Here is a 21658-nt window from a genome sequence, read left to right on the forward strand (position 1 = left end):
CCGGGAAGGTCGTGCGATGGAACCGGGGCAGTCGAGGCGATACATCTTCCGCGGAAACCCTGGAAATCTCGCGGAGAGCGGGGCGCCAGTCCGGAAGAGTCCGAAGACATCAGTCACGGCGGCGGCCCCTCTCGGGCCGCCCGCGTATCCGGAACCGGACTCCTGCCTGGTCAACCCTCCTCGAACCCGGACTGCTCAAAGCGCAGGGTCGTGGCGTTCTCGGAGATCGTGCGGATCTTGGCGTCGTCGAAGCCGTCCGACGCCGTCGCCTCAATCTCGATGGTCACGTTCAACTTCACACCCGGCGTCGCGGCCAGCGGGGCCAGGATCTCCTCGGTCAGCTTCTTGAAGTCCGACGCATAGCGGTCCGTCTGCAGGCGCTTGCTGCCGAAGTAGCGCGTCGTGCCCGGTTCCGTTACGACGACGGGAGTCGACGGTTGCGGGTCGGGGCTCGCTCGCTCGTTATCCGGGCCGGAGCCCGTCGATTCCTCGGAGGGCGCTTCGGCCTCGCGCTGCGGCTTCGCGCGGTCCGGGCGCACGACGAGCGTCTCGTTGGTGACCGCCACCGTCAGGTCGTCGGTGGGCAGGACGAGCCCGCGGTACCTGCCCGTCGTCTCAATGTAAGCGTCGGCGAGCGCGAAGCCCTCCTGCTCCCACAAGAGCTGTGGCCCGGTCAGGCCCGCGTCGAGCACCGAACGGTCACGCAGGCGCGGCATGTACGGGTACTCGGCGTAAAGCCGCCACAGGTCTCCCACCCTCAGATGTCCCGCCTCCCACAGCTTGGCGGCGGTGGTGTCGAGCTGGTGGCGGATGGCGGGGGCGGCGTGCTGCACGGCCAGGGCGCCGTCATTCCCGAGGCGGCGGCTGACCCTCTCAGCCGGCGAGGTCGCCTGACCCTCCACCTTGGCGGCGGTAATCTCGACCGGCTGCCCGTGCGGCACGAGCGCCCACTGGTAGGCGCCCAGCAGCCGCGCATCGATTGTCTCGCCGGCCCTGTCGCGGCGCTCGACCGCCTGGTTGCGCTGGTTGGTGGTCAGGTCGAGCTCGCCCTCGTTGGCCAGGATCCACGACCAGGCGAGGTGCTCGCGCACTGCACGCTCGAGCTCCTCCATCCGGGCTTCGTCGCCGGCCAGATAGACGAGCATGTTCCGATACGTCCGGTTGGCGGCGCCACGGTGCTCCGTGGCGCTCTTGGCGAACGCCATCGCGGCCGACTCGCCGCCGTTGCGCTTATGCGTGAGCTTCGGGTGGAGGATGACCAGGCGCGCCTCATCGACATCCGCAATGTCGGCGGCATCCTCCGGACACACGATCACGCCGGCGAACGCCCCCCTCGCCCCGGCCTGGGCCTCCAGGCGCGTCGTGATCTCGCCGTATACCTCTTCGACGTGCACGCGCTCGGCCTGGTCCTTGGCGCGACGCGAAATGTTGGCCTGCAGGTCGTACCAGTACCGCCCTCCCGCGCTGTAAAAGTAGGTCGCTCGGTCGGCCAGCGCCGACAGCGCGGAGTGAAAGTTGCCCGGCACGTCCCCCGGCGTCGCCGTGCCCAGGAACACGCGCTGGGTCTCCAGGCCCTTATGCGCCGAGCCGATCGTCGGCGCGGCGCCGAAGAACACCGTTCGCGCAAGACGCTGGGTGAGCGAGCGCTGCCCGAACAGCGGCTTCCCGGCGTCGATCCGGCGCGGCTCGGAGTTGGGGCCGTCGACGTCAGCGTCGATCACGGCCTTCCAAGAGTCCTGCAGGTACTGGGTCAGCTCCGCGTTTACGCTCGCCGTGCCGATCGGGATCGAGCCCGGCATGATGAGTGGCGACTGGTCCTCGCCTGCCCACAGCGCGTGGATGACGGTGTTCATCAGGCGCAGGACCCCGCGGGTGCGCTGGAAGCGCTCGAGGCTCGACCAGTCCTCGTAGAGCCGGTCGAACAGCTCGGGGTGGATGGGGTAGGTGCGCCTGATGCGCTCCTCGTAGTCGCCGTCGCGCGCTTCCCGCGGGAACTCGCCCGAGTGCTTGTGGTAAAGCTCGACGAAGCCGCGCGCGGTGGAGTTGATCGCCGCAAGCGCGTCGGCGTCGGGCGTGGTGAACAGACGCTGGCGCACGATGTGGTAGGCCTCGTCCGAGGACGCCGGCCGCCACTGATCGGCGACACGGCGCACGACGTTCTGGAGGCGCTCCAGCGCCTTCAGCCCATTCGCGCCACCGACCTCCTCCTCGTTGCCCGTGGCGCGCGCGGCTTCGTCGCCGCTCTCGGAGGCCGGAATCGAGATCGCCAGGAGCACGCCCGGTGTGCCCTTGACGGCCTCGGTCAGCGCCTGGGCGAAGGTGAACTGGTCGTCGAAGGTGCCGCCGGCCAGGTCGTCGCGGCCTACCAGGCTCCGCGCGTATGCCACCCACTCGTCGATCAGGATCACTGCCGGGGCGTTGGCGGCCAACAGCTCGTGTAGCGCCTGGCCGGGCGGGGTGCGGTCGGCGTCGGCGGTCGCGACCGTGGCGAACGCTTCGCGCCCGCCGAGCTGCCAGGCGAGCTCGCCCCAGAGAGTGTTGACGGCGGTGCCGTCGGGCTTGACCGCCCCCGAGGGCGAGATGTGGTTACCCACCAGGGCCACGCGACGCATCTCAGTCAGATCGTCGAAGCCGGTACCCGCGAGCAGCTCTTGCACGTCCTGCCGGTACGCGGCGCGGGGCGTTCCCGATGCGAGATGCCACAGCGCCAGCATCGAGTGCGTCTTGCCGCCGCCGAAGTTGGTCTGGAGGTTGATGACCGGCGCAGCGTTTCGATCCCCTGCCAGCCGTCGCACGGCCCGATCGATCAGATCGCGCAGGCCTCCAGTCAGATAGGTGCGCGCGAAGAACTGGACCGGCTCGGCGTAATCGCGTCCGGCGTCCTCGGTGGCGGCGACCTTGTAGAGGTCGGCGGCAAACTCGGCGGCCTGGAAGTTGCCGGTCGCTACGTCGTCGTGCGGAGCGAGCACCTCTCGCCAAGGGCGAAGCCCCGCCGATTCCGGCGCGACCGCCGCCGATTTCAACGTCTTTCGGTCGTCCTTGTCCGCGGTGAGGCGCCGCAGTCCGAGGCGGATTGCTCTGATCTCGTCGCCCACCTGTGACGCGCCGATCAGGGTCAGCAGGCGCTCGGCGGTGTCGAGGCAACGGTAAGCGTCGTCGTCGCTGAACGACTCGTTGTGCGCCCACGCGTTGCGCGCCTCGCGAAGCTCGCGCGCGTAGCCCTGACCGACGCGGCCGAGCGTGTCACCGAAGGGGTACCAACCCTGGCGGACCTGGTTCGGGATATTCTCGGTAAGCATCCGGAGCTGGAGCTGCGGATCGCGCGTGCGGTAGTCCTTGCCCACGATGCCCTTTTGGCGGTCCCTGAGCTCAAACAGGGCCGCCCACGAGGCGCCCTCCTCTACCGCCGGCGAAACCGATCGCGTGATGAACTCGTCGAGCGGAGGTGCCAGCAGCTCGAACATCTTCCCGATGCGGTCGCGGTTGGAGGTCGCCATCGTCAGGTCTCCTCGCTCGATGCAGCGGCCACGGTCACCCTTCCCCGAGGTCGAAGGAGGCCTGCTCGCCGGGGCTCGTCGGCATCTCGCGGGAGGCCTGCACGATGTCGGGCCACGCCGTCGCCGCGGTGTTGAACGCGAGGGCGTCTTTGGTCCAGCCGTTACGCTCGGCGATCGAGAACAGCAGGAAGGCCAACTCCTTGACCAGCTCGACATCGATGGCGCCGTCGGGGCGCTCGCGGACCTCAGCGAGGAAGGCGCCCGCGGCCGGCACCCCGCCGCGCTCGAGCGAGGCAATCAGGTGGTGCAGCACCTCCCACACACCGACGCGATCGTCGGCCCGTACGTCGTAGTCCTCGGGAAGGTCTGCTGGCGACAGCAAAGTGACCTTGTTCGCCGCGCTGCTCAGGATGCCCTCGCGCTTAACCGTCTCGACCGCCGTGTTTCGCGCCCGGGCCATGTTGTCGGCCTCCCCGAACTGTCCCGTCGCGTAGCCGTGCTGCCGGTACCAGGCGATCGCGAAGCGCGTAGAGGCGTCGAAGTCGCCTTCCTGCTCGTTGAGCACTTCGTCAAGGATCTCGTTGATCCGGGCGAGCGCGGCGCGAACGGGCATCGGGCTGCCGTCGCTTTCGATCACTTTCGCGTAGCGCGAGAAGACCGCCATCCCCGGGCCGATGGCTGCCTGTGGCAGATCGACCGGGGCGATTGCTCCCTGCTGGAGCCTGCGCAGGGCGTCAGGCAGTTCGTCGCGCAGCGCTGCGATGAGGCCGCGGCGGTCGATCGTCGGCGCGTCGTCGGGGCGCGGGCGGAGGGTCAGGACAATCGACGAGGCAAGGGCGTTGGTCCCAACTGACAGCATCCTCCCACCGCGCTCGCTGCGCATCGGCCATGTTGCGGTGATCCTCCAGCCCGAGCGGATCATCCCGTCTAGCAGCGTCTCCCACCCCGTCGACGCCGCGCCGTCATCGCCAACAGCGGACTGCTTGAATGCGTAATAAACGGTGATTGGAAAGTCAGCGATGACCGCGTCACGTGCGCGCGCAAAGACACGCCGGAAACCATCTTCAAAGAACTCTTTGGCGCGGTCACTGCCGTTGTGGCGGTAAGGGTTCGCCACGAGTTCTTCGGCCTTCGGCACAAGCATGGTGCTCAAGAGGCTGGGATGCACCTCCCGGAGCGAGCGGCGCAGCCATACATAGAAGAAATCTGAGAGGTCCGAGTAGCCGATGTTGTCGTAGTACGGCGGGTCGGTTGCAATGACAGCAGGCACGAAGTCATGACTAGCAGCATCCTGCTGAGTGACCGTCGGTGCTGGGCCGTTGGCAGGGACGGCAGCCACGGCACTCGCGATCCAGTCGAAATGACCAACGACATTGCCTACCGAGTTCGAAAATGGGTTGATCTCAACGTAGTCCCAAACCATCGGTAGGGCCTGGCGGGCGAAGGTGTCGCGAACCCCCTCGATCTGCGGAATCCAGCTGCAGACAGAAGACAACCAGTCGGCAAGCTTGGATCCCAGGTGCCCGAGATACGTCGCGATGGCATCGGCGTAGGCCTCGGCATCGGCGCCGCCCGATTCGAGGCGGTCGCCTGGCGGCGCGCCGGCCGCGAGTGCGTCGCTCAGCACGTGCCCCCGCGCCTCCATCACGAGGTCGCTGAAGGTCGTCAGCGCCAGGAGCTGGCGGTTCGTGAACAAGTCCGCGAACGCGGTCAGGCCGTATGCCGGCGGCGAGAACCAGCGGGGGTTGGTCGAGAGATCGCCGTCGACGGAGTCTTCTGGGCGCGGCACGAGAGCCGCGTCGTGCTGCTCAAGCGTCGGTGCGACATAGAGACGCCGCCGTTTACCCTCTGCAACGACAGCGAGCAGATGCTGGCCCATGCGCCCGGCCAGGGCCTCGCTTCGGACGTAATCGACGTTTGCAACGCTCCCGCAGGCCACGCAAACACCGCCGCGCCTGCCGTCCATGGTGCCGTCCACCTCTGGCCCCGTGGCCGCGTGTTCGATCTCGAACTCGACCCGCTTCCTGCTCGGATGCTTGGAGTCCGGCACGACGACCGGCCGGATCCAGGCCTCCTTGCCCTTCTTCTTGCCGAGCCACCACGACCGCACGAGGGGCATCTCGATGCCGCACGCCGGGTTCGGGCAGGTGACCGTCCGCGCCCAGATCCAGGCGATCACAGTCGCCTTCGTGCCGTCCGCCAAGGTGGCCTTCGGGTAGTGGCGGCCGATGCGCCTCCCGGCTTCATCGCGCATCCAAAGCCCGTAGGCGCGAATGTCGGCGGCAAGCCCTGTCGCACCCTCCCAGGCCATACGCTCCTCGACCAACCCAGGGAAAACGGGTGGGCGGCCCGCGAACTTCGGCGGGATCTCGATCAGCGCCTTATTGATCAGCACCGCGACGGGGTTGAGGTCGGAGGCGTGCGCTTCCAGGCCCAGGCGCTGGGCCTCTAGCGGGATCGAGCCGCCGCCGGCGAAGGGGTCGAGGATCGGCGGCGGATTTCCTCCCGTCGATCGCAGGATCTCAGCATGCGCCTCCGCCATTAGCGTCTGGTCGCGCGTGTTCTCCCATGTTGCCAGTCGCTCGATCAGCTTGTGCAGCCGCGCGCGCTCGACCCGTTGCGACTCTTCGGTCGGAAACTGTTCGGGGAGCGATGACGGGTCATCGACAAGCTGTGCGAATAGGACGGCCCGTGCGGCGGCGAGCGGGCGTCGCGCCCACCATAGGTGAAGCGTCGCGGGATGACCTTTTCGCGGGACCGACTTCTCATGCGCAGACTCACGGTTGATCGCTTCTAGCGGCAGCGCTACCTCAATCAGCTTGCGCATTGGTGCGGTCACGTGACCTTTCCCATCGTCCCAAACCCGACTGGATTGCGTGGCGGGACCCTCTCCATAACTGTGCGGTCCGGCCGCATAACCCTGAGGAACCGAATGAATACTGACATCTCAGGCATTCCACCCGCTCCCATAACTGGGCCATATTCGCCATACGACCATCAGAAGGGCTTCCGCCCGCGAGCCCACATCATGTCCCAGTCGCCCCGGTGGCCGGTGGCGGCGAAGCTGCCGGCGTCGAAGCCACCGAACGGGCTCTCCACGTAGCACACCTCGTCGTGCTGGGGGCCGCGGGAGTCCACGCAGACCAGAGCCAGGCGATAGTGGGGCGCGCTGTTGAGCGCCGTGAGTACCTCGTTGTGGGTGACGTAGAAGTCGTCGGCCCCTGCGAGGCGAGCCTTCACCTCGATGCGGATCGGATCCTCGCCCGCTCGCCGCGAGAGAACGTCGAAGCCCGGATTGTTGAACGCCTGCTCCACCGGCACCCGCCCGAGTGCACGCTCGGCGGCCAATACCCGCTCCACGCCACGGCGCTCCACCTCCTTAGTGGAGACCGCGTGCACCGGCGCGTCGGCGGGCAGCTCGGACTCGACGGCGTCCAGAGGCAGCACCAGCGCAGCGGTCACGATCCGCGGCGAGGTGGCCTGCATCTCGAGCTGGCGATCGAGGAGTTCCATGCGGGCCGTGAGCCGGCGGTCGAGGTCGGCTGCCTTCTCCAGCAGGCTCGCCTCGCCCTCGCGGGGCTTCTTGCCGTTCCGCTCCTGCTCCGCGGCGGCGATCGCCTCGGCGATCAACCGCTCGCGCTCCTGCGCCAGCCGTCGCTCAACCTGATCGCGCAAACGCCGCAGCTCGGCTTCTCGGCGTTTCGTCACCTCGGTGACGAACCCGGGAAGCTCGTTGGCGATGACCCAGCTGGCGGCGGAGTCCTCGGCACCCGTCAACCAGGGAAGGCGCCGCGAGCGGTCCACGGCGTCGACGGGCGGAGCCGCGACGCAGTCGAGGTAGGGCGCGGGCCCGGCTGCCTCGACGCCGCCGGACGCGTCGATGTAGGCGTAGGCAAAGCGCTTCGAGATGGAGGCCTCTGTGGCATCGACGACCTCCTGAACGACCCCAACCAACAGCCGCGGCTCCTGAACGTCGGGTGACACGAGCACGGTGCCGCGCTCGAGCGCTGGCCGTAGGCGCTTGAGCGTCTCGTCGATGACCGCGTCGTGCAGGGGATGGCCTGGCGCGAGGAGCGCGGCGCGAGCGCCGACATCCTCCTCGAGGTCGTCGATATCGAAGGTCACTCGCTCGTAGCGGGTCGCGACGGGCCCGCGTGCGGCCGCCCGCACCCGGGCCGGGACGTGGGTGATCTCGAAGCGACCGCGCTCGCGTCGCCGTATGCGCCCGCCCAGTCCGGCGAACGCTGAGCGGAACGCCCCCTCGATGTAGTGCGGTTGGAGCCGGCGCGCCCGAGCCTCGTCCATCAGCTCGCGGAGTCCCGCGATGTCCACGGCGGCCAACGCGTCGGACGCGAGCGCCTCCTCGGCGAGCATCTCGGTGATGCCGTGGGCCACGCTCGCGTCTATCACCCGCTCCATGCCGGCGCGCGTCTCGGGCAGGTCGCCGTAGCGGATCGCCTCGATCAGCAGGTCGCGCAGCGGTCGCTCCGTGAAAGCGACGCCGAGCACGTCGAACACTTTGCCGCCATAGGCTTTGCGCTGCTCCTCGATCTTGCTGAGCAGCCGCACGAAGACCTCGCCCTCGCGCGTGTTGTCGGCGACCAGGTTCCATAGGCGGCAGACCTCGCGCTGGCCGATACGGTGGATGCGCCCGAACCGCTGCTCGATGCGGTTCGGGTTCCACGGCAGGTCGTAGTTGACCATCAGGTGCGCGGCCTGAAGGTTGAGGCCCTCGCCGGCGGCGTCGGTGGCGAGGAGCACCTGGCAATCCGGGTTGCGCGTGAACTCCTCGGTGATCCGGCGGCGCTCGGCGCGGCGGACCCCGCCGTGGATCGCTCTGACGGCCCCCGGCCGACTCAGGAGGACCGCGATGCGCCGCGCGAGGTAGTCGAGGGTGTCGCGATGCTCGGTGAAGACGATGAGCTTGCGCCGCTCGCCCGCCTGGGAGGTGGCGAGGGTGTTGTCCTCGAGGATCGTGCGAAGCTCGGCCCACTTGCGATCAGCCTGCGAGTTGCGGACACGCTCGGCCGCGACGATGAGCAGCCGCAGGTCGATCAACTCGCTATCGAGCTCCTCGACTGTACGCGCGGCCGTCGCGGCGTCCACGAGTTCGTCCTCGATCTGCTCGAGTTCCTCAGCCGAGAACTCATCGTCGTCGAGCTCGTCGAGGCCGCCAACCAGGTCGACGCTCGGCGGCTCGGCGGCAGCACGGCCGTCGAGGAGGTCCTGCTTGCGACGCTCGAGGCGCACGGCGCGGCGCTCGAGGGAGCGGTAGATCGCCTCGGGGCTGGAGGCGAGCCTGCGCTGCAGGACGGTGAGCGCGAACCCGACCGTGTTGCGGCGCTTCCCGTCGAGGGCGTCGGCGCGATTCATGCCCTCGCGCACATAGGTCGTGACCTGCTCGTAGAGCTCCTGCTCGAGTTCGTTGAGGCGGTAGGGGACCGTCTCGGCGATGCGCTCCGGGAAAAGGGGCGTGCCCTCGAAAGTAAGCAGGTCTTCCTTGACCATCCGCCGCATTAGGCCGGCCGTGTCGGCGTTGTGGATGCTCGCACGGTACCGCCCCTCGAAGCGGTCGCGGTCGAGCAGCGTGAGGAAGAGCTGGAAGTCCTCCTCCTTGCCGTTGTGCGGGGTGGCCGTCATGAGCAGGAGATGACGCGCCACGCCGCCCAGCAGCTCGCCGAGCTGGAAGCGCTTGGTCTTCTCCAGCTTGCCGCCGAACCAGTGGGCACCCATTCGGTGGGCCTCGTCCACGATGACCAGGTCCCACTCCGACGCTTGCAAGGCATTGAGCAGCTCCTCGTTGCGTGCGAGCTGGTCCATGCGCGCGATGACGAGCGGGTTTCTCTCGAACGCCGATACCCCGAAGGGGCCGTCGCCCATCTGGGGCGAGAGGATCTCGAACGCGAGGCCGAACTTCTGGAAGAGCTCGTCCTGCCACTGCTCCACGAGGCCGCCGGGCGCCACGATCAGGCAGCGTTTCACGTCCTCGCGCAGGAGCAGCTCCTTGGCGTAGAGCCCGGCCATGATCGTCTTGCCGGCGCCTGGATCGTCGGCGAGCAGGAAGCGCAGCGGCGTGCGCGGCAGCAGCTCGCCGTAGACGGCCCTGAGCTGGTGGGGCAGCGGGCGGATGTCTGAGGTGGTGACCGCGAGCATCGGGTCGAACAGTCCGGCGAGCGTGATGCGCTGACACTCCGCCACCAGCTTGAAGTCGCCAGCGTCGGCGTCGAAGGGCCTGGCCTCGGCGCGGGCGACGGAGAGTCTGGGTTCCGCGGATCGTCCGAGCACGCGCTGACCAAGACCGCCATCGGCAGTCTTGTAGGTCAGCTCGATGGCGTCGTCGCCGTGAGCCTGAACCTGGATAACCGTGACGCTCTGTCCGGGGACGACACCGGCGAGCCGCAAGCCGGGTTCGAGGTCTTCCAGTGTCGTCACGGTCGCGGTGCTGGTCGAATCACGCCTACCCGAGTCTCCTCACGCATGACCCGTCGTAGTTTCTTGGCGCTCGACGGAGGGAGAAGTGTAAGGAGTGCCTCGGCGGCTCCGGGTGACGCAGCCGTCGGGAGCGGGGTCACTTGAAGCGAGTGCCCTCGACCTGGGACCGAATCCGCGCCTCGAGCTTGGGGTCCAGGAACAGCTCACGCAGGAGGGCCCTGATCACACGTTGAGCGTCGGTCTCCTCATCGGCCACCCAACGTCGGAGCGCCCGATGATCCTCCCGGTCGAGGTCGACGGTGATCCTGACGCGCTTTGGCCCTTGAGGAGGGCGCTCCTGGGTACTCGAACGCGAGGCCGCGTCCCGTCGCCCCGTGCCGGCGGCAGCCGAACGGAGCTGGGCCCGGAGATCCTTCGCGGAGCCTGGCGTCATCTGGCGACCCGCGCCGTCAGAAGCTCGTCACGAACGGCCTCGTACTCCACAGCGACCCGGCCGGCACCGAACGACAGACCGATCGACTCCAGGAGCGGAACCTCGGCGTTCAAGACAGGCATGCCGATCTCCTCGAGGGCGAGCCGCGTCTCGCGTGCGCTGCGGGTGCCGCGGCGGACGCGTGTCAGAAGTAGGTGCAGACGAGCGCAGTTCAGCGGCTCGACGTCTGCCACCAGGTCGATCGTGGACCCGAGCCGGTCGAGGTCGAGTGGCGTCGGCCCCATCGGGACGATGACCTCTTCGACACAGAGAACGGCGCTCCGCACGATGGCGAGTTCGGCCGGCGGAGTGTCGATGACGACGTGCCGGTAGTCCTCAGCCAGGTCGCGAACGCGTCGGTGCAGGTCGCGCACCGGCAGGCCGACCACGGGGAACCCAAGCTCGCCTGCGGTCTCGGACCACGCGAGTGCGGACTGCTGCGGGTCGGCGTCGATCAGCAGGGTGCGCCCCTCGGCAGCAAGGCTCGCCGCAAGGTGAACGGCGGTCGTGGTCTTGCCGGTCCCGCCTTTCAAGTTTGCGATTGCGACGCGCATGAGTGCGTTCTACCGCTTCCGCCGAGATACGGCAATCATCAAACACGTAGATACTGACGCACCTGCCCACCCACCGCCGGTTGCTCCCGCGTCGATTCGAGGCGTCGCGGAGAAAGAGCGCCACCCCGCGCTCAGCTCGCTGCCTGACCTATACGATCGGCTAGTCGTATCTCCCGGAGGCGCCAGGTCGGTCCCAACCGTGCCGAGGCTACGATCAAGCCCCTCACCGCTCTTGCTGGAGGATTCGATGCCCGCGAACCGCGCCGATGATCGAGAAGCACAGGATGTGACGTCCATGCTGCTCGCGGTGGCGGACGCCCGCCCCGACGACGACGTCACGCGGCTGGTCGAGCTCTACGAGGCCACCGAGAGGACGTACCGAGCAGCGATGATGGCGGGCGCCCCCATCACGCGCGCTTCGACACACACGACCGCCTAGACTCGCGCCGTGGCCGGCTGGTCAGAGGTTCTCGCCGAGATCCAGCAGTCGGCGGCCGGGAAAATACCGCCAGTGCCCGACTTCGACGGGGTGCGGACCCGGTACATGCATCGCCTGCACGATCTGACCGGCCGATCTGTGATCGTCTATGCGAGCGGCTGGCTCCAAGGCGCGTCCGATTCCCCCGCCTTCGCCGTGCAGGCGGGCGACGTCCACGCGCTGATGGAGACGTGTCGCGGCATGCCGGACGGCGGACTGGACCTGATCCTCCACACGCCAGGAGGCTCTCTCGAGGCGGCCGAGCAGATGCTCAACTACCTCCGCAGCCAGTTCGATTTCGATCCGGGCGATCGTCCCGCTTCAGGCGAAGTCCGCAGGCACGATCCTCGCGCTTGGCTGCGACGAGATCGTGATGGGTCTCCACTCGGAGCTCGGACCCATTGACCCGCAGCTCCTGATTCCCGTGCCGGAGGGGCGCAGATTCGCACCAGCTCATGCAATCGTCCGGGACTTCGAGCGGGCGAAGCAGGATGTTGCGCACGATCCGTCCCGGCTCGCCGCGTGGACGCCGATTCTCCGGTCGTACGCCGGAGGGCTGCTCGACGTGTGCGAGCAGCAGGTCGCTCTATCGCGCGACGTCGTCGCCGGTTGGCTAGAGCAGTACATGCTTGCCCACGACGACGCCGGAGTGCCCGAAGGCCAGCGGACCGAACGGGCCCGCGCAATCGCTGATTGGTTCGGCTCGGCCGATGCGTATGACCGCTTTCGCACGCACGGGCGTCCCATCCGCGTCGAAGAGCTCGAGGGTGTGAAGGGTCTACGCGTGCGGCGTCTTGAGGATGACGACGCCCTGCAAGACGCCATCCTGACGATCTACCACGGGCTCGACGTGTCCTTCTCGTCGTCGCCGGCCGTCAAGTACGTCGAGAACCACTTGGGCGCGCGCAAGGTCTACCGCGAGGATGCCGTCGTCATCCACCAGCAGTTGCTGCCCGCGCCTCCCGCCGGGCCGGCGCCGCAACCTCCTCCGCAGTTACCCGAGGCGCCGGGAGGAGCGCCGCGCCCGAACCGCGCGGAGCGCCGACGCCAGCAGCGTGGCAGGTAGCCCCCGGTCTACCTGAGTGGCTGGTCGAAAGGAGGTGGCCGCCTCCACACTGCCACGCGCACGCCGGCGCGATCGGAGGACGCCAGCCTCGACAGGCGCAGCTCGGTCACGAGGTGATCGTCCGGCGCGCCGGCACGGCCGCCAATCAGTGGCCAGAGGCAGTCGATGACGTTCTTGGGTCTGCCCGTCGCGATGTCGCCGAGGTTGATCCGCGGACCGTGGAAGGTGAGCGCCACGCCCAGTCCGGGTTCGCCGATCGCGAGCGGCCCGGGCGTGACCAGCCGTTGCACCCACTCTGTGAAGATCTGATCCGTGCCCGAGCGGGGGAGCGGTCCCTCGAAGAGAGCGTCGAGGAGCGGCGCCTGCGGAGCGGCTGACGAGGGCGGCGCAGCCAGCAACTCAAGCTCGCAGCCGGGCTCGGCGCCACGCTCCTTCGTGGCCTCGATCGCCTCGATCGATGGGCGGCCGCCGCCGAACCACCTCAACTCGCCGACGAGCACGGCGAGCACCGGATCAAGGAGGTTGTCGAGGTCGCTCCCCGGCCGACCCGGTGCGGGCGGGGGCAGGACGAAGTGCAGACGCAGTGCGCGGGAGCCGACCTCGACAGGAAGCGGCGTCAGCGCCCCACGCAGCGCCTCCTTCCAAAGCTGCTCCCGGGCTCCATTCGCAAAGCCCGCCGGCACTCCCGCGACTCGGACCAGAAGCCTCACCGCGGGCGCGCGGACGTGATGGTGGTTCCGGTCATCGCAGCGGGGCAGTGGGCAGAGCTGTCTTCAACGGGACGACGAACGAGATGTGCCGCCTCCTGCTCAGAACCGTGACCGGGTGCGCATTCCTAGAGATGCAGGTGCCGGAGCCGAGTACGGTAGGAGTCGTGTCGGACGAGCCCTCTCAGCCGCCCACGTCCGCTGACCTCGCCGCCCTCGCCCAGCGGGCCGCGGATGCGAAGGGCGTCGAGCGAGGGGCCCTCACCCGACGCGATGCCGCAGTCGTGGCCGCAGTACGTGCCGGCGCCCGCCTGGACGAGATCGCGCTCGCTGCGAACCTCACCAAGGCGGCAGCCTCGGCGATCGCGCGCAAGACCCTGCCACCGCGGACGAGACGGGGTGGGCCCTACCAGCGGCGCCGGGGAGTCGAGGCTGCGCTGACCGTGGTCAGCGCGGCCTCGCTGACGGCAGCCGCGGCAACCCGCGAGCGACTTCACACAGTGGGCGAGCGCGATGCCGCCATTCTTCTCGCGACCGAGCACGGCGTCGCAGCCCGAGCCATCGCCGAGGTCGTGGGCATGGATACCAAGGTCCTCCATAACCTCATCCGACGCCGTCGATTCGAGGCCGCATCAAAGCGCAAGGGCACCCTTGCATCGCATGTAGCGAATGAAGAACACGCGACACCATAGATTGACAAGTAAGCCCGCGCGCGAGTAGCGTCGGCCATACGATCAAAGAGGCCCGGCGACGCTCGCAACGCCCCGGGCCGTGGCAACCGAAGGAGGCCTTCGGATGCGTTTCGACCGTACCAACGGGCGACGGCCTGCGCTTGTGCGCGACGCCGCGCCCGCACGGGGAAGCGGGGCCACCCGTGTCCGCTGACCTCAACACCGTCGGCCTGGTCGGCCGACTGACCCGCGATCCCGAGCTGCGCTACACGGCGGCGGGCGAAGCCGTATGCGCCCTGCGCCTGGCCGTCTCGACCCGCACCCGCGCCGACGAGGCCTGGGAGGACCGGCCGAACTTCTTCGACGTCTCGGTGTGGGGCAAGGGCGGCGAGGCCGCCGCCGAGCACCTGACCAAGGGACGGCGGATCGGCGTCGCCGGGCGCCTCGCCTGGCGCGAGTGGACGACCGACGACGGCTCGCGCCGCGAGGCCGTCCAGATCGTCGCCTCGTCGGTGCAGTACCTCGACGCACCAAAGAAGGACGCGCCCGAGCCGACGCCCGTCGGCGCCGCCAACGGGAAGGGGACCGCCGGTGGCGACGACATCCCATTCTGAGCGACCCGCGCTGTCCCTCGTCCCCGACCCGGCGCCGCCCGGGGCACCCCGTATCGATGAGGCCGAGGCCGACCGCCTCTACGCCGGGACGATGGCCGCCGCCCGACGCGCCGGGCGCCTCGCGGCTGACCTGGAGCGCGCCGCCGCGGGCGCCGCGCATCCGGCCTGGCAGGTGGCCGCGGCGACCTGCCGCCGCGCCGAGGCGAGCCTGCGCACGGCGGCCCAGGCGATGCCCGAGGTGCCCCCGGACACCCCGACCGACCCGCGCCGGGCGATCCTGATCGGTGCCCTTTCGATCGACCGCGCACGGCGCGCTGCCTTCTGGGGTGACGCGCCGCTGTGCCTCACTCGGCTGGAGTTCGATCTCCTGGTCGCCCTGGCCGAGCGCCCGGGGGAGGTGGTCACCAAGGAGGATCTGCTGCGCCGCGTCTGGGGATATGCCGGGCGGGCGCGCACCCGCACCGTCGACTCGCACGCCTCGCGCCTTCGACGCACCCTCTACGACGCGGGAGCGGCGGGCACGATGATCGTGAACGTGTGGGGAATCGGCTACCGCCTCGCGGTGGCCGAGGAAGGCGATGCCGCATGAACGGCGCCGACCACCAGGGCGCCGGCCTTCGCGCCGCCGTGCGCGCCGCCATCGCCGCCGACGACCTCGAGGACACGGTGCGCGCGGTCCTCGAGCGCCGCTTTCCGGCCGAGGGAGCGGGCGCCAGCCTCGACGAGGCCGGGGCCGACCTCGGCATGAGCCCGGCGATGGTCGCCCACATCGAGTTCGCCGCTCTCTGCGCGATCGCCGCCAGACGCTCGCAGCCGGGCGCGGCCATCCAGACCACGAGTGGCCCGGGCACAGCGCCCGGCCGCTCGCACGCGGGAAGGGGAGGGGCATGACGACGACCGACACCACCGAGGCGACCGCGACCACGCTCGCGGTACTGCCGATCGACGCGATCACGGTGCGCGAGGGATGGAATCCGCGGACCGCAGACGATGAGGTCGAGCGCGACCAGCTCACCGAGTCGGTGCGCGCTCAGGGCATCCTGCAGCCGCTGCTCGTGGAGCGCACCGACGATGGGCGGGTGCTGATCGACGGCCACCGTCGCCTCGCCGCGGCGCGCGCCGCCGGGCTCGCTGAGATTCCGGTGATCGAGCGCACGGGCAAGGATGGCGACGCCCCGCAACTCGCAGCCGCGCTTGCAGCCAACATGCGCCGCCGGGGGCTTGACCCGATCGAGGAGGCGCGCGCCTACGAGCGCGCCACCCAGGCCGGCTGGCCGCAGCGGCGTATCGCGGAGGCCGTCGGCTGCTCACCGCGCCACGTCTCCCAGCGCCTTCGCCTGCTGCGCCTGCCCGACGCCGTGCAGGAGGCGATCGGCGCCGGGTCGCTGCCGTTGTCCGCGGTGCCCGTCGTGGAGACGATCGCCGCCGTCGCTCCGGCCGTCGCTGACACCGTGGCCGGCGCTCTCGCCACGGGCGCGCTGACGGCGTCCGAGCTCACCGAGCACCCGGAGGGCGCGCTCGCCGAGCTCGCGCAGTCAATGGAGGGGGCGTGCCCGACGCTCGTCGCCGTGCCCGGCTACCAGGACCTCGGCGCGCTGGCGCTCGATGCCGATCTCGCCGCGCGCGCCGAGGCGGCCGGGGTCCACGGCGTCAGCTTCTCCGCCGAGGACATGGACGCAGCGCGCGCCTTCGGCTGCCTGATCGAGTTCGCGGGTGGCGAGGACCGCTACTGGCGCCGTGGCTTCATGGCCGACGCCACCTGGCTCGCCGACCGGGTGGCCCTCCACGTCGAGCGCGCCGAGGAGCGGGCGCGTCAGGAAGCGGAGCGTCGCGTGGCGGCAGGCGTCGCGAGCGGCCGGGAGGGCGGGGGTGACGAGGACGCTCCGAGCGAATCCGACGAGGATCGGCGCCGCCGCGAGCGCCAGGAAGCCACGGAGAACCGGCGGGCCGCGCGCCTGGCGAACCTCGACCTCGGGCGGCGGGCGATGCTGGCCTACGACGAGCCGACCGAGATCACGATGCAGATGGCGCGCGCGGTCGTGCTGGTCGCCCTCCACCATCACGCCCAGGACGCCGCCCAGGGGCTTCGCCTCACTCGTGAGGCGTTGCAGCGCACCGAGACGACGACGACCAAGGCCGGGGCGACCCGCGAGCGGGTCCACTACCCCGAGCGCCACGAGGCCGAGGCGGCGCTCGTCGAGTGGATCGAGGGAGCGCGCACGCCGGCCCAGCTCGTCGGGCGCGGGGTGCAGGCCCTGGTCGGGGCGTTCTACGCCGATCAGGAGGCTCTGCCGCAGTCCGAGCGGCGCCCGGCCGACGTGCCCGGGCGCTACGGCGGAGGGATCGCGGCGACCCTCCCCGGGGTGATGGACAGGCTCGCCCGTGACGTCCTCCCTGAGGGTCTCGCGACCCTGGTGAGGGAGCGCGTCGCCTGGCCCCAGCACGCGACGGCGCTCGACGCCGACGACGACCAAGCCGCCCCCGCCGATGCGGAGGCGCAGGCCGCGTAGCCGCACACTGGGCGGGCCGGGCGCGCGGCGGGTCGTGCGACCCGCGCGACGCGGACCCGGCCCGCCCTTCGCTCGTCCGCGCGCCTGCCGGGACGCCGGGCCGGACCTTTTGGGGGTCCGGCCCGGCTGCAACGCCGAGCGCCACGCCGCCGACGACTGGCGACCGTCGAAGACCCCTCGACCGATTCACGTCCCGCGCCCCATGGCCGCCATCACGACGCCGCAGCCACCACGCCGAGAGCGTCCCGACAGCGCCGACGGCGCGACCGACCCGAATCGAGCAGGAGCCGGGCACCCTTGCATCTATAATGCGATCCGACGGTGTTGACGCTACGAGCAGCCAAGGGAGCCGACTACTACGAGCGCGCCGAGTTCGCGCGCGACGACTACTACGCCGAGCGCGGGCAGGTGCGCGGGACGTGGGAGGGACGCGGCGCCGAAGCGCTCGCCCTCACCGACGGGCCGGGGGACGGCGCGCTGGGCGCGCTTCTCGAGGGACGGGATCCCATGACCGGCGAGGATCTGCCCGGGCGGCGCACCCGCCGCGGGGGCAACGTCGCCTTCGACCTGACGTTCGCCGCGCCCAAGGGGGTGAGCGTGCTCGCCGCGGTCGGCGACGAGGCGGTGCGGGAAGCCATCCTCTCCGCGTACGCCGAGGGGGTGCGCGCGGCGCTCGACTACCTCGAGCGGCGGGCCTGCTTCGTGCGGCGCGGCCACAACGGCGTGAGGGTCCTTCGCGGTGAGGGCTTCGTCGGCGCCATGTACCTGCACGAGATGGCCCGTTCCGGCGATCCGCACCTGCACGCGCACCTGGTGATCGCCAATCGGGTGCGCGGCGAGGACGGCCGGTGGACGGCACCGGACATGCGGCCGGTGTTCGCCGAGGCAAAGACCGCAGGCTTCATCGCCGAGGCGGTGGCCCGCGCGCGTCTCAGCGAGACGGTCGGCCTGGAGTGGGAGGAGACCACGAATGGCTCGATCGACCTCGTGGCGGTGCCCGCGTCGGTGCGCGAGCACTTCTCATCCCGCCACGCGGAGATCGTCGAGCTGGCACACGCGCGCGGCTACACCGGCGCGGCGGCGATCGAGGCGATCCAGCGTGAGACCCGCGACCGAAAGCGCGTCGTCTCCCGTGAGCGCGCGACGGCCGAGTGGCGCGCGCGGGCGGCCGAGCATGGGTTCGGCGACCCCGAGATCGCGCGGACCATCGGCGCAGCGCCGTCGCGCTCGCCGGCGGCGTACATCGAGGGCCTTCGCGAGTGCCGGCGCCGAATGGAGAGCCCCGCCGGGCTCACCCAGCGCGCGTCGTCGTTCACCCGCCGCGAGGTCATCCAGGAGCTCGCCGACGCCCACCCAGAGGGCATCGGCGCGCGCGCCCTCGAGCGCCTCGCCGACGACTTCCTCGCGGCACGCTGCGTGCCACTCGCGCCGGCGGGCGCGGCGCCCGGGCGCGGTTACCAGGAGGCGCGCTACACGACCCCCGACATGCTCGACGTCGAGACTCGGCTCATCGACACAGCTTGTGCCCCGCCGATCCACCCACGGCTGGCGAGTCCTCTCCATGTCGAACGCGCGATCGCCGCCAGGCCCACGCTCGGCGATGACCAGGCGGCAGCCGTCCGCCACCTGTGCTCAGGACAGCCGCGCACGCGGCTGATTGAGGCGCGTGCGGGCTCTGGCAAGACGTTCGCCCTGGAGGCGGTGCGGGAGGCATACGAATCATCGGGCGTCGCGGTGGTCGGAACCGCCTGGCAGGCCCAGGCGGCCGAGGTGCTCCAGCGCGACGCCGGCATCGCCTCCGAGACGACGGCGCTCATCCTGGAGCGCGCAGCGCGCGGACAGGAGGCCGTCCCCGGGGGTGCGGTCGTCGTCTGTGACGAGGCCTCCACCATGCCGACGCGCGCTCTCGAGCGACTCGTCCAGGTGGTGGCGTCGCACGGTGGCCGACTGATCCTGGTCGGCGACAGGGCGCAGCTGCCACCGGTCGACGCCGGTGGCGGCTTCGCCGCCCTCTGCGACCGGCTCGGCGCGGCCGAGCTCACCGAGAACCGGCGCCAGCGCACCGAACTGCAGCGAGCCGTGGCCGCGCGGCTCGCCGAGGGGCGCGCCGGCGATGCCATCTCCCTCCTCGCCGAACACGGCCGTCTGCAGGCCTTCGCGGACGGCGCCAACGCCCGGCGCGCGCTGATCCGCTCCTGGGCGCAGACATCGCTTGCGGATCCCGCCAACGCCATGATCCTCGCCCACGACCGACGCGAGGTGCGTCTGCTGAACGAGATGGCCCGCGCCGAGCTCGACCGCGCGGGACGGCTGTCTGATCGCCGCCTCGTGGCGGCCGGCCGCGAGTGGGCGATCGGCGATCGCCTGCTCTGCCGGCGCAACCACTACCGGCTCGACGTGCGCAACGGCACCCGCGGCGTCGTCACCGGACTCGACGAGCGTGAGCGGGCGCTCACCCTCTGGACCGACGATGGACGCGAGGTGGCCCTTCCCGCCGGCTACCTGCGCCACGCCGAGCACGGCTATGCGATGACCGGACACGTCAGCCAGGGCACGACCGTGGACCGCACCTACCTGCTCGCGACTCCCGAGCGAGGCGGCAAGGAATGGGCGTACGTCGCCGGCTCACGCCAGCGGATCGACCTGGAGGTCTACGCGATCCACACAGACCCCGAGACGCTCGGGGTTGCCCTCGAGTGCGCCTGGACGCGGACGCAGGCAAAGGGGCTCGCGGTCGACCTCGCCGCGGCTGGCAGTCGGGGCATCGAGGGAAGGAAGCCCAAGAGCGATCTCACACGCTTTCCATCCGGAGGGTCGAGGGCCGAGATCAGCAACCAACGGGAGAGGCCCGAGCCGGATCTGCGGCCCTCCGAATCGGCCTGGTCGTACCCCCGCCAGGGCTCTCTTGGGCGCGGGCTTAGTCGGGATCTGTAGTAGCCGTTCAGGGTTTGCTCGGCGCCGGCAGCTGCCCGGAAGCGACCATCGCGGCCCCGCCGATCACCAGGCCCGGCAGGTAGCCGCCGGAGCGATCCCAGAGCGGCACGCGCGTCGGACCTATGGCGTTGCTAGCGGCCCCGATCATGATCGCCAGGCTCATCGGCCCGCGCACGACCAGGTGCTTGTCCCGGCCGAGATCGGAGAGATCCGCGAGGAGGCGGGCCGCCTGCTGCGCCAGGCCGCCGATCTGGTCCTCGCTGAGGACGTGCGGGGCGTGAAGCGTGATGATCTCCTCGGCGCCGATTTCATCGGCGTACCGCCCCGCGGCGCCGTCGATCGGCTCGGGCGCCGAGACGACGACCAGCACCGGCCCCTCCCCGCCCCGGGCCTGACGGGCCGGGACGACCGAAAACCCCGAGGCGAGCATCTTGCTCGAGACGGTCATCTCGCGTCCCCCGAATCGCTGCGCGACCTCGAGCTGGAGGCCACTCACCGCGCGCCACTGGTATCCGAGGGCCGCCGCGAGCGGTGCGTAGAGGTCTCCCGTGATCCTCACACGGCGCACGCCCGCCTCGCGCAGCGCTGACTCGAGGTTCCCGGCGGCGTGCGTGACGCGCGCGCCGTCGATGCCGCTCGTGGTCTCCTCCACGACCGCCCGCCAGTCCACCGCGACCTCGGCGGTGTGGTCGGGCACGGCCGTGCATGAGAAGGAGATCGTGATCGGAGCCGAGCCGCGGGCGACGAGCGCATGGCGCACGTAGTCGCCGGCGGCGCGGCGCCACAGTGTGGGATCGTCCTCGCCGTCAGCTCGGAGCACCCCGTTCAGTCCCCCGAGGGCTGCCAGGCTGCCGCGCCATCGCGGCAGGCAGAGTCTCGGCCGCCGCGGCAGGTCGCCGGGGCGCAGGTCGCTGAACAGCGGCACCACCGGGAACCCGCCCCGCCGGCCGCGCCCCAGCGCGGCCGGGATCTCGACCTTGCGGATGAAACGTGACGTCATCGAGGCCGGGGTTCCGAACCAGATGAACCCGCCCGCGTCTTCGGCGATCACCCGCCGGATCTCGCCCTCGCTCGGGCTCCCCAGACGCAGGTCGTTGACGTCCTGCCACCCGTCGGCCCCCATCAGGCTGAGTTGCGCGCTGAACTCCTCCAGGCGCAGGCGGTCTTCGCGGGCGTGACACAGGAACGGGCGCAGGCTCATGCCGCCGCCGCCACCCCGTGCGGGGCCTCGTCGCCGGGCCAGAAGCCCTCGATGCGCCAGATGTGCTCCCGGGCGACGTGGGCCCGAGCGAGGTCGGCGAGGGCTACGAGCCCGTCCTCAGGCTCCCAGCGCCGGTGCGACGGGTCGCCGGGGTAGTAGAGGCAGAGCTCGTGCCCGTGCGGGCCCGAGAGGGCGTTGCGGTGCGGCGAGGCAACCCCCGCCCCGCTCGGTCCGTCCAGGCACACCACGACCGCCCGGCGGGCGACCAGCGGCACCAGCGCCACGAGCCGCAACCGCCCGAATGGCCCCTCGGCGATGAAGCGGTAGGCGCGCGGTCGGCCCCAACCCCGCCCGGCCACGACGGCGCGCAGGAGCGGCATATCCTCGAGGGCCTCGGCCGGAAGGGCCACCAGTCCTCCCTCGGTGAGCCCGCGCTCGATCACCCCCCTCACCGTCGGACGCAGCCACCACGGGAGCCACCGGTGCCCCGGCAGGTGAGGAGGATCCGGGCGTCCGATCCCA

The 21658-nt window shown here is 70.5% G+C and carries 16 protein-coding genes; 9 read left to right on the top strand and 7 right to left on the bottom strand.

The window, feature by feature from the left end:
• Positions 1-170 precede the first annotated feature (170 nt).
• The 4 genes from IU369_RS03095 to IU369_RS03110 all read right to left on the bottom strand — a co-directional run bounded on the left by IU369_RS03095 (position 171) and on the right by IU369_RS03110 (position 10955).
• Complete coding sequence (locus IU369_RS03095; protein WP_217923107.1) at positions 171-3497, bottom strand: Swt1 family HEPN domain-containing protein; 3327 nt, start codon at positions 3495-3497, stop codon at positions 171-173.
• A gap of 34 nt (positions 3498-3531) precedes the next feature.
• Positions 3532-6324, bottom strand: coding sequence for a DUF1156 domain-containing protein (locus tag IU369_RS03100; RefSeq protein ID WP_343233219.1), 2793 nt, complete (start codon positions 6322-6324; stop codon positions 3532-3534).
• A gap of 170 nt (positions 6325-6494) precedes the next feature.
• Positions 6495-9929, bottom strand: a complete 3435-nt coding sequence (locus tag IU369_RS03105; protein ID WP_217923109.1) for a helicase-related protein — start codon at positions 9927-9929, stop codon at positions 6495-6497.
• 429 nt (positions 9930-10358) lie between these two features.
• A complete protein-coding gene (locus tag IU369_RS03110) occupies positions 10359-10955 on the bottom strand; it encodes a ParA family protein (RefSeq protein ID WP_217923110.1) in 597 nt (198 codons plus the stop codon).
• 247 nt (positions 10956-11202) lie between these two features.
• On the opposite strand from IU369_RS03110, the gene IU369_RS03115 reads away from it, so the two are divergent.
• Genes IU369_RS03115 through IU369_RS03125 form a run of 3 tightly spaced genes read left to right on the top strand, consistent with a single transcriptional unit; the run spans position 11203 to position 12499 of the window.
• Complete coding sequence (locus tag IU369_RS03115; protein ID WP_217923111.1) at positions 11203-11394, top strand: hypothetical protein; 192 nt, start codon at positions 11203-11205, stop codon at positions 11392-11394.
• Positions 11395-11403: 9 nt separating this feature from the next.
• Complete coding sequence (locus IU369_RS03120) at positions 11404-11838, top strand: hypothetical protein (RefSeq protein WP_217923112.1); 435 nt, start codon at positions 11404-11406, stop codon at positions 11836-11838.
• Positions 11807-12499, top strand: a complete 693-nt coding sequence (locus tag IU369_RS03125) for a hypothetical protein (RefSeq protein WP_485020630.1) — start codon at positions 11807-11809, stop codon at positions 12497-12499. The genes IU369_RS03120 and IU369_RS03125 overlap by 32 nt, the downstream gene beginning before the upstream one ends.
• Positions 12500-12507: 8 nt before the next feature.
• On the opposite strand, the gene IU369_RS03130 is transcribed toward IU369_RS03125, so the two are convergent.
• Positions 12508-13209, bottom strand: coding sequence for a hypothetical protein (locus tag IU369_RS03130; protein ID WP_217923113.1), 702 nt, complete (start codon positions 13207-13209; stop codon positions 12508-12510).
• Between the two features lie 164 nt (positions 13210-13373).
• Here IU369_RS03130 and IU369_RS03135 point away from each other — a divergent pair, with 164 nt between their 5' ends.
• The 6 genes from IU369_RS03135 (at position 13374) to mobF (ending at position 19935) form a co-directional block, all read left to right on the top strand.
• Positions 13374-13898, top strand: coding sequence for a hypothetical protein (locus tag IU369_RS03135; protein WP_217923114.1), 525 nt, complete (start codon positions 13374-13376; stop codon positions 13896-13898).
• 182 nt (positions 13899-14080) lie between these two features.
• Positions 14081-14491, top strand: a complete 411-nt coding sequence (locus tag IU369_RS03140; RefSeq protein ID WP_217923115.1) for a single-stranded DNA-binding protein — start codon at positions 14081-14083, stop codon at positions 14489-14491.
• Complete coding sequence (locus tag IU369_RS03145; RefSeq protein WP_217923116.1) at positions 14469-15080, top strand: winged helix-turn-helix domain-containing protein; 612 nt, start codon at positions 14469-14471, stop codon at positions 15078-15080. Before IU369_RS03140 ends, IU369_RS03145 begins: the two co-directional genes overlap by 23 nt.
• Complete coding sequence (locus IU369_RS03150) at positions 15077-15382, top strand: hypothetical protein (protein ID WP_217923117.1); 306 nt, start codon at positions 15077-15079, stop codon at positions 15380-15382. Before IU369_RS03145 ends, IU369_RS03150 begins: the two co-directional genes overlap by 4 nt.
• A complete protein-coding gene (locus IU369_RS03155; protein ID WP_217923118.1) occupies positions 15379-17001 on the top strand; it encodes a ParB/RepB/Spo0J family partition protein in 1623 nt (540 codons plus the stop codon). The genes IU369_RS03150 and IU369_RS03155 overlap by 4 nt, the downstream gene beginning before the upstream one ends.
• Positions 17002-17322: 321 nt before the next feature.
• On the top strand, positions 17323-19935 hold the full coding sequence (gene mobF / locus IU369_RS03160; protein ID WP_217923119.1) for a MobF family relaxase: 2613 nt from the start codon (positions 17323-17325) through the stop codon (positions 19933-19935).
• 7 nt (positions 19936-19942) lie between these two features.
• Here mobF and IU369_RS03165 read toward each other — a convergent pair whose 3' ends face one another.
• Positions 19943-21136: an SAVED domain-containing protein gene (locus tag IU369_RS03165; RefSeq protein ID WP_217923120.1), complete on the bottom strand. Its 1194-nt coding sequence runs from the start codon at positions 21134-21136 to the stop codon at positions 19943-19945.
• Positions 21133-21579: a hypothetical protein gene (locus IU369_RS03170; protein ID WP_217923121.1), complete on the bottom strand. Its 447-nt coding sequence runs from the start codon at positions 21577-21579 to the stop codon at positions 21133-21135. The genes IU369_RS03165 and IU369_RS03170 overlap by 4 nt, the downstream gene beginning before the upstream one ends.
• Positions 21580-21658: the final 79 nt, after the last annotated feature.

It is taken from the genome of Miltoncostaea oceani (assembly GCF_018141545.1).
GTDB classification, from domain to species: domain Bacteria; phylum Actinomycetota; class Thermoleophilia; order Miltoncostaeales; family Miltoncostaeaceae; genus Miltoncostaea; species Miltoncostaea oceani.

Excerpts from the sequence above, each read along its gene's own strand:
- IU369_RS03095 (WP_217923107.1), bottom strand. The coding sequence starts at position 3,497 with ATGGCGACCTCCAACCGCGACCGCATCGGGAAGATGTTCGAGCTGCTG.
- IU369_RS03100 (WP_343233219.1), bottom strand. The coding sequence starts at position 6,324 with ATGCGCAAGCTGATTGAGGTAGCGCTGCCGCTAGAAGCGATCAACCGT.
- IU369_RS03110 (WP_217923110.1), bottom strand. The coding sequence starts at position 10,955 with ATGCGCGTCGCAATCGCAAACTTGAAAGGCGGGACCGGCAAGACCACG.
- IU369_RS03115 (WP_217923111.1), top strand. The coding sequence starts at position 11,203 with ATGCCCGCGAACCGCGCCGATGATCGAGAAGCACAGGATGTGACGTCC.
- IU369_RS03125 (WP_485020630.1), top strand. The coding sequence starts at position 11,807 with ATGGGTCTCCACTCGGAGCTCGGACCCATTGACCCGCAGCTCCTGATT.
- IU369_RS03150 (WP_217923117.1), top strand. The coding sequence starts at position 15,077 with ATGAACGGCGCCGACCACCAGGGCGCCGGCCTTCGCGCCGCCGTGCGC.
- IU369_RS03155 (WP_217923118.1), top strand. The coding sequence starts at position 15,379 with ATGACGACGACCGACACCACCGAGGCGACCGCGACCACGCTCGCGGTA.
- IU369_RS03165 (WP_217923120.1), bottom strand. The coding sequence starts at position 21,136 with ATGAGCCTGCGCCCGTTCCTGTGTCACGCCCGCGAAGACCGCCTGCGC.